Here is an 11,948-nt window from a genome sequence, read left to right as displayed (position 1 = left end):
ATTACTGTCAGTCACATGGCGCTATATCGCAGTGAGGGCAGGGAAATCGTGCGGCGTCCGAGATCTGCGAGTATCAACACAAGCATCAGGGCGTTTTTTTTGGCATAATTCATCTGATTAACATCAGATTACGGGATGAACTGTGAAATATTTGCTGATTTTTTTAGTGGTTCTGGCGATTTTTGTCATTTCAGTCACTTTGGGTGCGCATAACGACCAGGTTGTGACCTTTAACTATCTGCTGGCGCAGGGTGAATTCCGTATCTCTACACTGCTGGCCTCGCTGTTTGCCTTTGGCTTCCTGCTGGGATGGGCGATATGTGGGCTGTTTTGGCTACGTGTTCGCGTGGCGCTGGCCAACAGCCAGCGCAAGCTTAAACGACTGCAGCATCAGCTTGGGCAGACGGAAGCTGCCGCGACGGCGTCAAGAACGCCAGCCGTCAAGGAATAATCATTTATGTTGGAACTGCTGTTTCTGTTACTTCCCGTAGCCGCCGCCTACGGCTGGTATATGGGGCGCCGAAGTGCGCAACAGGACAAGCAACAGGAGGCGAGCCGCCTGTCACGTGATTACGTGGCCGGGGTCAACTTCCTGCTCTCAAATCAACAGGACAAAGCCGTCGACCTGTTTCTTGACATGCTCAAGGAAGACAGCGGGACGGTTGAAGCCCACCTGACCCTGGGCAATCTGTTCCGCTCGCGCGGTGAAGTTGACCGCGCCATCCGCATCCACCAGGCGCTGATGGAAAGTGCCTCCCTGACCTACGATCAGCGCCTGCTTGCCATACAGCAGCTTGGCCGTGATTACATGGTGGCCGGGCTTTACGACCGTGCAGAACAGATGTTCGGCCAGCTGGTTGAGGAAACGGATTTTCGTATCGGTGCGCTGCAGCAGCTGCTGATTATCCATCAGTCGACCAGCGACTGGCCGAATGCCATTGAAGTGGCAGAACGCCTGGTGAAGCTGGGGAAAGAGCAGAAAAAAATGGAAATTGCCCACTTCTACTGCGAGCTGGCGCTGCAGGCGATGGGCAGTGACGATCTTGAACGCGCAATGAATCTGCTGAAAAAGGGCGAAGCGGCGGACCGCAACAGCGCCCGTATCTCCATTATGATGGGGCGGATCCATATGGCGAAAGGCGATTATGCCAAAGCCGTTATCCACCTGCAGCGCGTTATCGAGCAGGATCGTGAGCTGGTCAGCGAGACGCTGGAAATGCTGGAAACCTGTTTCGTTCATCTCAACCAGCCCAGGGCCTGGAGCGATTACCTCAAGCGCTGCGTGGAGGAAAATACCGGCGCGGCGGCAGAACTGTATCTCGCCGGCATTCTCGATCGCGATGAAGGCCCGGAAGTGGCGCAAACCTACATCACCCGTCAGCTTCAGCGTCATCCCACCATGCGCGTGTTCCATCGCCTGATGGATTTCAACCTGCAGGAAGCGGAAGACGGTCGTGCCAAAGAGAGCCTGATGGTGCTGCGCGATATGGTGGGTGAGCAAATCCGCACCAAGCCTCGCTATCGCTGCCACAAATGTGGGTTCACCGCACATGCCCTTTACTGGCACTGCCCGTCGTGCCGGGCCTGGTCTTCCGTGAAGCCGATCCGCGGGCTGGATGGACAATAATCATTGCGCCTGAGCAACGGTTATCTGTCCTGACCTCTTTAATTATCAATATCCTTTAGCTCGACTTAGTTACAACATACTCTAGCTTGCCTCTCCCTGGCGGTTCCAGCAGCCCCGTTGGCAGCAATGTCTGACAGGGGGACGGTGGCAATTCGTCACCAGTCACTAAGAATTCTCAGCGGGTTAACTGTGAATTTTCCCCATCCGCAGGTAAAATGCCTGCCGTTTCCGCTTGCTGATTTCAGTGAACTGCCCGCAGCCGTTTGCTGAATGACTGTGACTATTCTGTTTGCGCCATGCGGTGCTCCACTGAAAGAGGGTTTATTGATGCATTCACCCCAGCTTAACGGCTCACCGATTGTTGTTGCGCTAGATTACGCCGATCGCGACCGCGCCCTGGCCTTTGTTGACCAGATTGAACCCGGCAGCTGCCGCCTGAAAGTGGGGAAAGAGATGTTTACCCTGTTTGGCCCGCAGCTGGTGCGCGACCTGCAACAGCGTGGTTTCGAGGTCTTCCTTGACCTGAAGTTTCATGATATTCCCAATACCACGGCGCATGCCGTGGCGGCGGCCGCCGACCTGGGCGTGTGGATGGTGAACGTTCACGCCAGCGGCGGGGCGCGAATGATGAATGCGGCCCGCGAAGCGCTGCTCCCGTTTGGCAAAGACGCGCCTTTGCTGATCGCCGTTACCGTGCTGACCAGCATGGATGCGGAGGACCTGCGTGGCCTGGGTATTGAGCTGTCCCCGGCGGAGCAGGCGGAACGCCTTGCGCGCCTGACCAATCAGTGCGGTCTGGATGGCGTGGTCTGTTCGGCGCATGAAGCCAGCCGCTTTAAGCAGGCTATCGGCCAGGATTTCAAGCTGGTCACGCCCGGCATCCGTCCTGCGGGCAGCGACGCGGGCGATCAGCGCCGCATCATGACCCCGCAGCAGGCGGTGCAGGCCGGCGTGGATTATATGGTGATCGGGCGTCCGATTACCCAGTCGGCTAATCCGGCGGCGACCCTGCAAGAGATCCTAACCTCAATCCAGGAGGCATAATGGCCGACGATAACAGCAGGCTGGTCTACTCCACCGCCACGGGCCGGATAGATGAAGTGAAAGAGAAAGCGCCGCGCCCGAAAGGCGACGGGATCGTTCGCATTCAGCGCCAGACCAGCGGTCGTAAAGGCAAGGGCGTCTGCCTGATCTCAGGAGTGGACGTTGACGATGCAGAACTGGAAAAGCTGGCGGCCGAACTGAAGAAAAAATGCGGCTGCGGCGGCGCGGTGAAGGATGGCGTGATTGAAATTCAGGGCGACAAGCGGGATTTATTAAAAACGCTGCTTGAGGCCAAAGGCCACAAGGTTAAGCTTGCTGGCGGTTGAAAACGACCGTCCAACGCTGTCCCGGTCACATCCGCTACGCATCAAGCTCGTCTGAAAACAAGAGGCCACAATGGTGGCCTCATTACTTCCTTTTTCGCTGCGGTAACCAGAGATACCGAAGGTGAAAACGTGTTAATCAACCTGATGCCCGATAATACCCCCGACGGCGGCACCACCGACGGTACCCAAACCGCTACCGTTAGTCAGGATCGAACCACCTATTGCCCCCGCACCGGCACCGATAGCCGTATTACGGTCGCGTTTAGACCAGTTTGAACAGGCACTGAGGGAAAGAACCAGTGTTGCCGCCAGCATCGCAGCGGTAATGCGTTTTGCAGTGTTTGTCATAGTGAATACTCCTCAATTGCAGCGACTGATTACCCGGTTAAGTATAGTGGATTCCCGGATTTTCGGACTGAAACTGTCTATTTTTACAGCGCTATTGTTAACGGTTAGCGAGCTGACTATCGCGAACGTTAACCATCTGGTCTAATTTTAGAAGCTGCCGCCGCGCTTCCCAGGTAAAAATTCCGAATAATGTGCCGCTGACCGATAACGCATAATGCCGCAGTCAGCCGGAAACTGCCTTTATCCAGCCATTACCTCCATACCCGCTCTCCTCGCCTGCGTCGACAATGACACACGGACCGAATCGGAGAATTAACGATGCTTGAACAACTAAAACAGCAGGTGCTGGAAGCCAACCTCGCGCTGCCGCGTTACGGGCTGGTGACCTTTACCTGGGGTAACGTCAGCGCCATCGACCGCCAGCAGGGGCTGGTGGTGATTAAACCTTCCGGAGTCAGCTACGAACAGATGCAGCGTGACGATATGGTGGTGGTCGAGCTGGAAAGCGGGAACATTGTTGAAGGCAGTAAACGCCCGTCATCGGATACCGACACCCATCGCGCTCTCTATCTGGCATGGCCGGAAATTGGTGGAATTGTCCATACTCACTCCCGCCACGCCACTATCTGGGCGCAGGCGGGCCGGGATATCCCCGCCTGGGGAACCACGCATGCCGATGATTTTTACGGCGCGGTCCCCTGTACGCGCAAAATGACCGATAGCGAAATCAACCAGCGCTATGAGTGGGAAACCGGACAGGTGATTATTGAAACCCTGCGCGAACGGGATATCGATCCGCTGGCTATCCCCGCGGTGCTGGTCAATTCTCACGGCCCATTCTGCTGGGGAAAAAGCGCGGACGATGCCGTTCACAGCGCGGTCGTGCTGGAGGAAGTCGCCTATATGGGGATTTTCAGCCAGCAGCTTGCCCCGGAACTGCCGGTGATGCAGCAAACCCTGCTGGACAAGCACTATCTGCGGAAGCACGGTGCCGGAGCGTACTACGGGCAGAATTCAGGTTAACGCCGCTGGTTTTTCAGCGTCGACGGTCATTTTATCCGGGTGGTTACTGTCACTTTTTGTCTGAAAATTTACTATTTTGCTTTAATAATCAAACAGCCATTTAGTGTAAACATCCTGTCGATTAGGCTGGAGCTGCGTACAGAACGCATGACTAATCGAGGATAATAATATGACCGTTGTAAACCAGACTACCTGCAGACTGTTCAGTGAAGCCGGACAGATGACCCAGCTTTCCGCTTACTATGAGGAGGAGCGCCGGACCATGTGGATGCTGCTGCGGGCGCAGCCGCGCCCGAGCTTCAACCATCAGCTGATAGAGGAGATCATGAATCTCAGCTACGCGGCGCAGCGTTCGGGGCTGGCTATCGATTTTTGGGTGACCGGTTCACTGGTCCCCGGCATGTTCAATGCCGGAGGCGATCTCAGTTTCTTCGTCGAGTCGATCAAAAACGGCCGCCGCGAGGCGCTGAGGGCCTACGCCCGCGCCTGCGTCGACTGCATCCATGCGGCGGCGCGGGGATTCGACACCGGCGCGGTGACTATCGCCATGGTGGAGGGCAGCGCGCTGGGCGGTGGATTTGAGGCGGCACTGGCGCATCATTTCATCCTGGCGCAAAACACCGCGCGGATGGGCTTCCCGGAAATTGCCTTCAATCTGTTCCCCGGGATGGGCGGCTATTCGCTGGTTGCGCGTCGGGCGGGGATGAAGCTGGCAGAAGAGCTGATTTGTGAAGGGGAGTCGCACACCGCCGAGTGGTTTGAAACGCGGGGGCTGGTCGATAAGCTATTCCAGCCGGATGACGCTTACCGCAGCACGCGTACCTTTATTGATACGCTGCGGCCAAAACTCAACGGCGTGCGGGCGATGCTGAAAGCGCGTCAGCGCGTGCTTCAGCTGACCCGGGCCGAGCTGATGGATATCACCGAGGACTGGGTTGATTTCGCCTTCAGCCTGGAGCCGAAAGATATTGCCTACATGGAGCGGCTGGTCAACCTGCAAAACCGCCACAGCGCCCAGTCTTTACTGAAAGCGGGGTAAGCAGCTAACCCCGCGATAATCAGGCTTTAACAAGGTATTGCGCAAGCCAGTGCTCAAGTTCCTCAACGGGCATTGGCTTCGCGTACAGATAGCCCTGCCGCACGTCAACGCCGCAGGCCAGCGCGAAGGCTTCCTCTTCTTCGGTTTCAATCCCCTCGGCAATCACCTGCAGGTTCAGCGCACGGGCAACGGCCACGATCGCCCGCACCAGCGACTGCGAAACGGACTTCTCGTTCACATCACGAATAAAGCTCTGGTCGAGCTTGATGGCGTCAATCGGCACGCGCGCCAGCTGCGAGAGGGAGGAGTAGCCGGTGCCGAAATCGTCCAGATGCACCGATGCGCCGAGCTGCTGGAACTCGCCCATCAGCACCAGGGCCTGGCTTTCATTCTCCATCAGACAGCTTTCGGTCAGCTCGATATCAATCGGGCAGCTTTCCAGCCCGGCCTCGTCCAGGGCCAGCTTGAGGTCGGTATAGATACTCTGATCGATCAGTTGGCGGGCAGAAACGTTGACCGCCACGCGCAGGAAAATACCCTGCTTGCGCCATTCGAGGATCTGTTCCAGCACCGTCAGCATCACCCAGCGGCCCAGCGGCACAATCAGCCCGGACTCTTCGGCATAGGAGATGAAGCGGTCGGGGCGAACCAGGCCGCGCTCGGGCGAAAGCCAGCGAACCAGCGCCTCAACGCTGCTAACCGTGCCGTCCGCATCCAGTTTGGGCTGGTAGTGGATAACCAGCTGGCTCAGCTCCAGCGCCTTACGCAGGTTGGTGTCCAGCCAGAGGTACTCAAACACCCGCTGGTTCATCTCGGTGGAAAACACGCTGAACTGGCCGCGGCCGTTTTCTTTTGCGGTGTACATGGCCGTATCGGCGTTGCGGATCAGGCTGTCGCGATCCTCACCGTGCTGCGGGGCAATGGCAATACCAATGGAGCAGCCGGAATAGACCTCGATCAGGCCAATGCGGAAGGGCTGTTTCAGCCGGTCGATGATGCGGGAGGCCATCGCCTCCAGTGCCGCCTGGGTGGTATCTTCCGCCAGCACGATAAACTCATCGCCGCCGAGTCGTGCCAGGGTCTGGTTTTTCTCCAGGCAGCTCAGAATGGCCAGCGATACGGCCTGCAGCAGCTGGTCGCCGAACATGTGGCCGTAGGCGTCGTTGACCTTTTTAAAGTTATCGAGATCCAGATACACCACGCCAATCTGTTCATTCGCCCGGTTTTCCAGCACCTCGGTAATACGATCGTTAATCGCCGTGCGGTTGGGCAGGCCGGTAATCGTATCGGTATTCGCCAGCACCCGCAGGCGCTCCTGCGCGCGGCGCTCTTCGGTAATATCGGTGCCTGAGCAGATCAGATAAATTTCATTTTTACCGCTGCCGCTGTGGACGAACTTATTGCGAAACAGGAACAGGCGCTGGCCCATTTTGGTTTTAATCCAGCGCTCAACCTCATAGGAGCTGCCTTCGCGGAAGAAGGTGCTGACATTGCGGCGGGAGGAAGCCGCTTCCTGACGGGTCATAAACAGCTGGAAGACATTGCGGCCGATCACTTCCTGCTCCTTCAGCCCGGTATACTCTTCGCTCAGGCGGTTAAAGCGCTGAATATTGCCGTGCTGATCGAGGATAACGATCACCGAATTCGCTTCCGACACCACCTGCTCGGCGAAGGACAGCCCCAGCGCCAGGTCGCGCGCCACCGCCGAGGTATCGCCCCAGGCCGAGGCGGTGCCCGCCCACTGGGAGAGGCTGACTTTGCGACCGACCAGATGCATGGAAAGCGAGGTACCATACAGGGACAGCGTCAGGTTAACGCTGGAGGTGACCACGGTCATTTCGCGGATCAGACTGGCCTGCGCCGCATTAAGCGGCACGGCAATATTGATTGCGCCATTCTCTTCCTGGGCGAAGTGCAGCGCATCACTGTCGAAGCGTAAATGCCAATAAGGGCTGCTGGTGCCAAACCAGGCGTATAGCAGCGTTTGCCCCTGTTCATCGGTCATTTATTTTTCTCCTTGATGATGCAATGCAGGTGGTATCTTCTTATTTTAGCAACACTATTAGCCGGTTGCAGAATCCCGAGACACAATAGCAATTAATCGAATCTGATTAAATCAGGATAAATAAAAAATCTCCCCGATCTGACGAGCGGGGAGACTGAATATTAACCCTTATATGATTAAGGGTGACGGTAATATGCCCTCAGCGGATCCTGCAATATTGACCGTGAAACGCTATTTTTTCCACATCATACCGCGATCAGGAATGGCCGCCGGTTGATTTAACCGTCTCGCTGCGCAGGACAATTTCGCTCTCATGCGTGGTCGGCTGGCTGCTCTGCAGGGCGCGACGGATCACGAAGAAGGACGAAATAAGCATGGTGACGGCAACCAGCATAAAGAAGCCGCACAGCGCCGCGTTAATCTGGTTACTCATGACGATAGTCTGCATATCCGCCACGCTTTTCGCCGGTGCGATCACCACGCCCTGATCGATACCGGTGGAGAATTTTTTCGCCTGAGCGAGGAAACCAATCGACGGTTTCTCGTGGAAGATTTTCTGCCATCCGGCGGTCATTGAGGTCACAAACAGCCAGGCGGTCGGCAGAATCGTCACCCAGGCATAGCGCTGCTTCTTCATCTTGAACAGCACCACGGTGCCCAGAATCAGCGCCATCGAAGCCAGCATCTGGTTGCCGATGCCGAACAGCGGCCACAGGGTATTAATGCCGCCCAGGGGGTCGATCACGCCCTGATAGACGAAGAAGCCCCAGCCGGAAACCGCCACCGCCGTGCCGATAATATTACCGAACCACGAGCGGTTGTTGGCCAGCGCCGGAATAGCGGTGCCCGCCAGGTCCTGCACCATAAACCGGCAGGCGCGGGTGCCGGCATCCACCGCCGTCAGAATAAACAGCGCCTCGAACAGAATGGCAAAGTGATACCAGAAGGCCATCATCGCCCGGCTGTTAAACACCTCGGTAATGATATGCGCCATGCCAACGGCAAAGGTCGGCGCGCCACCTGCGCGGGAAAGGATCGAGGTTTCCCCCACGTCGCGGGCAATCGCGGTCAGCACCTCCGGGGTGATCACAAAGCCCCAGCCGTTAATCGCCTGCGCCGCGCTTTCCACCGTGGTGCCGATCAGCGCCGCCGGCGCATTCATCGCGAAGTAGATACCCGGATCCAGCACCGAGGCGCAGATCAGCGCCATAATGGCAACGAACGACTCCATCAGCATTGCGCCGTAGCCCAGCATGCGAATATGGCTTTCACGCTCCACCAGCTTCGGCGTGGTGCCGCTGGAAACCAGCGCGTGGAATCCGGAGATTGCGCCACAGGCAATGGTGATAAACAGGAACGGGAACAGCCCGCCGGAGAACACCGGTCCGCTGCCGTCAATAAAGCGCGTGACCGCCGGCATTTTCATTTCCGGCATGGCAAAGACAATGCCCACCGCAAGGCCGACGATCACCCCGATTTTCAGGAAGGTGGAGAGATAGTCACGCGGCGCCAGCAGCAGCCACACCGGCAGTACGGAGGCCACGAAGCCGTAAATCACCAGCACCAGCGTCAGGGTGGTGCCTTTCAGGGTAAAGAACGGTCCCCAGAAGGGATGCAGGGCAATATCCCCGCCGTAAATAATCGCCGCCATCATCAGCACAAAGCCGATGAGCGAGACTTCCGCGATGTGACCCGGGCGGAGGAATCGCATATAGATCCCCATAAACAGGGCAATCGGCAGGGTGGCGGCGATGGAGAACATGCCCCACGGGCTGTTGGTCAGTGCCTTCACGACCACCAGCGCCAGTGCGGAAAGAATAATAATCATCACGCCCAGCGCGCCAAGCATGGTGATCACCCCGGCGAAGGCACCCAGCTCCTGGCGGGCCATTTCACCCAGTGAACGCCCGTCGCGGCGGGTGGAGATAAACAGGATCAGGAAATCCTGCACCGCACCGGCCAGCATCACCCCAATCAGGATCCACAGCGTGCCGGGCAGAAAGCCCATCTGCGCGGCAAGAATCGGCCCGACCAGCGGACCGGCTCCGGCGATGGCGGCGAAGTGGTGGCCAAACAGCACCCATTTGTTGGTGGGAACGTAGTCCAGGCCGTCGTTTTTACGCTCGGCGGGCGTCATACGACGATCGTCAAGTTCGAAAATATTGCGGGCGATAAACAGACTGTAGAATCGATAAGCAATGCTGTAGCAGGCAACGGCAGCCACTACCAGCCACAGCGCGTTAACCGGTTCGCCTCGGTTCAGTGCCAGCATTGCAAACGCGCAGGCACCGACGATGGCCACGGCAATCCAGATCACACCTGACTTGACGTTTTTCATCACATTACTCCTTGTAACAACCGCAAAAGGGAGAAGGGATCAGCACGTTAAAAATAGTGTAATGAAATGTTAAAGAAAGGTAATCAGTCAGGAAGTGTGAACTGTCGGGGGTTTTTTACGCAGGAAAGAGGGGGAAACAGGGCGGGATAACCGGGTTATCCCGCCCTTATCGTTATGCAGCCGGGCGGGCCACCACGCTACGGGTTTCCATACGCACTTCGGCGATGGTGACCTCAATAACGTCGGTAACGCGATAAGCCACTTCGCCTTTGATCATCACAGAGCCGTTTTCATTACTGCACGTCAGCTCATCACGCACCGCGTGGATAAACGGAGCAGGAATAAACGCGACCGCGCCGTTTTCCAGCAGGCGAACGCGCATACCGCCGCGCGAAACGTCGATAATCTCGGCGCTGAAGCGCCGATCGGTACCGGCGGCCTTTTGCAGGAACCGCGAGTAGAGCCAGTCGCCGACATCGCGTTCCGCCATGCGGTTCTGGCGACGGCGCTCGGCCATTTTCACCGTCAGCTCGTCGGCCGGGCGTTCAGCCGCTTCACCCTTGATAATCGCTTTCAGCAGGCGATGGTTGATCATATCGCCGAACTTACGGATTGGTGAAGTCCAGGTTGCGTACGCCTCAAGACCCAGACCAAAGTGCGGGCCGGGTGCGATGCTGACCTCAGCAAATGACTGGAAGCGGCGAATGCGGCTGTCCAGGAACTGCGTCGGCTGTGCATCCAGCTCGCGACGCAGCACGCGGAAGCCTTCCAGCGTGGCAATGGCCGCCGGGTCGGCGGTGATGCCATGGTTCGCCAGCACGGCAGCGGCCTGCTCGGCGTTAACCAGGTCAAAGCCCAGGTGCACGTTATAAACGCCGAAGCCGAGATTATCGCGCAGCACGGTGGCGGCGCAGATATTGGCCAGAATCATCGACTCTTCCACGATGCGGTTCGCGATGCGGCGATGCTCGGCAATGATATCCAGCACTTCGCCTTTCTCTCCCAGCAGGAAGCGGAAGTCCGGGCGATCCTTGAACACCAGCGCATTGCTCTTGCGCCACTCGCTGCGCGCCAGGCACAGGCGATGCAGCAGGCGGATTTGCTGCGCGATCGCGTCGCTTTCCGGCTGCCATTCACCGGCACCGTCGTTTTCCAGCCAGTCGGAGACGTTATCGTAAGCCAGCTTGGCCTTAGACTCGATCCACGCGGCAAAGAACTGAATATCACTGCCCGGCGTACCGTCGGCGGCAATTTTCACCCGGCAGGCCAGCACCGGGCGGCGCTCGTTCGGGCGCAGCGAGCAGATGTTGTCCGACAGCTGGCGCGGCAGCATCGGGATATTGAATCCTGGCAGATAGTTGGTGAACGAACGCTCGGCGGCGATCTTATCCAGCTTGCTGCCCGGCAGCACATAGGCCGTCGGGTCGGCGATGGCGATGGTCAGCAGCAGTTCGCCTTCCGCCGTTTCTTCCACGTACAGCGCATCATCCATATCTTCGGTGCTGGCGCTGTCAATGGTCACGAAATTCAGTGCGGTGAGATCTTCACGTTCCAGCTTCTCATCCAGCATCTCTTCCGGCGTGGCGACATCCGGCGCTTCACGCTCCAGATTGTGGCGTGACAGTGTCACCCACCACGGAGCCAGATGGTCGTCACCGGTGGTGATAAATTCGGTCAGCTCGGCGTAGAACGTGCGGTCGCCCTTCAGGGGATGGCGGCGCATCTCAGCCACGGCCCAGTCGCCGTTCTGGAAATCATGCTTGACGCTACGATCGGCGCGGCACTGGATAGCATCCTTGAGCAGGGGATGATCGGGAATAATGGACAGACGGTCGTCTTTGTCCTTGCGCTGCACCCGGCCCACAAAGCGGGTCAGGAACGGCTCGATCAGCGTTTCCGGATCGGCAACTTCACGATCTTTATCGGTTTGCAGCACCGCAGAAACGCGGTCACCGTGCATGACTTTTTTCATAAACGGTGGCGGGATAAAGTAGCTTTTCTGGGCATCGACTTCCAGGAAGCCAAAGCCTTTTTCCGTGCCTTTTACCACACCCTCAACGCGCGGGGTCTGGGAGTGGAGTTTCTCTTTAAGCTGCGCAAGCAGCGGGTTATCCTGGAACATAATTTCAACAGTTTTCGTGGCCTAAGAGCGGCAGACAGTTTTACGCGATTAACCGCCTCGCGGCAAGTCTGACATA

At 57.5% G+C, this 11,948-nt stretch carries 10 protein-coding genes; 6 read left to right on the top strand and 4 right to left on the bottom strand.

The window, feature by feature from the left end; genetic code table 11:
- The first annotated feature begins 142 nt into the window (after positions 1–142).
- The 4 genes from PGH32_RS08430 to yciH all read left to right on the top strand — a co-directional run bounded on the left by PGH32_RS08430 (position 143) and on the right by yciH (position 2,997).
- Entirely contained in the window at positions 143–451 is a 309-nt protein-coding gene (locus tag PGH32_RS08430; protein ID WP_314424945.1) for a LapA family protein, read from the top strand.
- Between the two features lie 6 nt (positions 452–457).
- A complete protein-coding gene (gene lapB / locus PGH32_RS08425; protein ID WP_314424944.1) occupies positions 458–1,627 on the top strand; it encodes a lipopolysaccharide assembly protein LapB in 1,170 nt (389 codons plus the stop codon).
- A 327-nt stretch (positions 1,628–1,954) separates the two neighbouring features.
- A complete protein-coding gene (pyrF, locus tag PGH32_RS08420; protein WP_337893762.1) occupies positions 1,955–2,671 on the top strand; it encodes an orotidine-5'-phosphate decarboxylase in 717 nt (238 codons plus the stop codon).
- The gene (yciH, locus tag PGH32_RS08415) at positions 2,671–2,997 is read left to right on the top strand and encodes a stress response translation initiation inhibitor YciH (protein WP_314424941.1); all 327 of its coding nucleotides are present in this window, start codon (positions 2,671–2,673) and stop codon (positions 2,995–2,997) included. The genes pyrF and yciH overlap by 1 nt, the downstream gene beginning before the upstream one ends.
- Before the next feature lie 132 nt (positions 2,998–3,129).
- Here the strand turns inward: yciH and osmB are convergent, their stop codons facing one another.
- Positions 3,130–3,345 (bottom strand): osmotically-inducible lipoprotein OsmB, encoded by a 216-nt coding sequence (gene osmB, locus PGH32_RS08410; RefSeq protein WP_123329599.1) that lies wholly within the window; start codon positions 3,343–3,345, stop codon positions 3,130–3,132.
- 318 nt (positions 3,346–3,663) lie between these two features.
- On the opposite strand from osmB, the gene araD reads away from it, so the two are divergent.
- Positions 3,664–4,368 carry an L-ribulose-5-phosphate 4-epimerase gene (gene araD, locus PGH32_RS08405; RefSeq protein ID WP_314424938.1) on the top strand — a complete coding sequence of 235 codons (705 nt, stop codon included), beginning with the start codon at positions 3,664–3,666 and terminating at the stop codon, positions 4,366–4,368.
- A 169-nt stretch (positions 4,369–4,537) separates the two neighbouring features.
- On the top strand, positions 4,538–5,407 hold the full coding sequence (locus PGH32_RS08400; RefSeq protein ID WP_314424936.1) for a crotonase/enoyl-CoA hydratase family protein: 870 nt from the start codon (positions 4,538–4,540) through the stop codon (positions 5,405–5,407).
- Positions 5,408–5,426: 19 nt separating this feature from the next.
- On the opposite strand, the gene pdeR is transcribed toward PGH32_RS08400, so the two are convergent.
- From pdeR to PGH32_RS08385, 3 genes are all read right to left on the bottom strand, one after another.
- Entirely contained in the window at positions 5,427–7,412 is a 1,986-nt protein-coding gene (gene pdeR / locus PGH32_RS08395; RefSeq protein ID WP_314424934.1) for a cyclic di-GMP phosphodiesterase, read from the bottom strand.
- Positions 7,413–7,668: 256 nt separating this feature from the next.
- Entirely contained in the window at positions 7,669–9,750 is a 2,082-nt protein-coding gene (locus PGH32_RS08390; RefSeq protein ID WP_337893761.1) for a carbon starvation CstA family protein, read from the bottom strand.
- Between the two features lie 172 nt (positions 9,751–9,922).
- Positions 9,923–11,872: an exoribonuclease II gene (locus tag PGH32_RS08385; RefSeq protein WP_314424930.1), complete on the bottom strand. Its 1,950-nt coding sequence runs from the start codon at positions 11,870–11,872 to the stop codon at positions 9,923–9,925.
- Between the last annotated feature and the right edge of the window lie 76 nt (positions 11,873–11,948).

Origin of the sequence: Erwinia sp. SLM-02 (genome assembly GCF_037450285.1) — a bacterium.
Lineage (GTDB): Bacteria > Pseudomonadota > Gammaproteobacteria > Enterobacterales > Enterobacteriaceae > Erwinia.
Note: the sequence above shows the minus strand (reverse complement) of the source record. Positions and strands in the feature narration are given on the sequence as shown.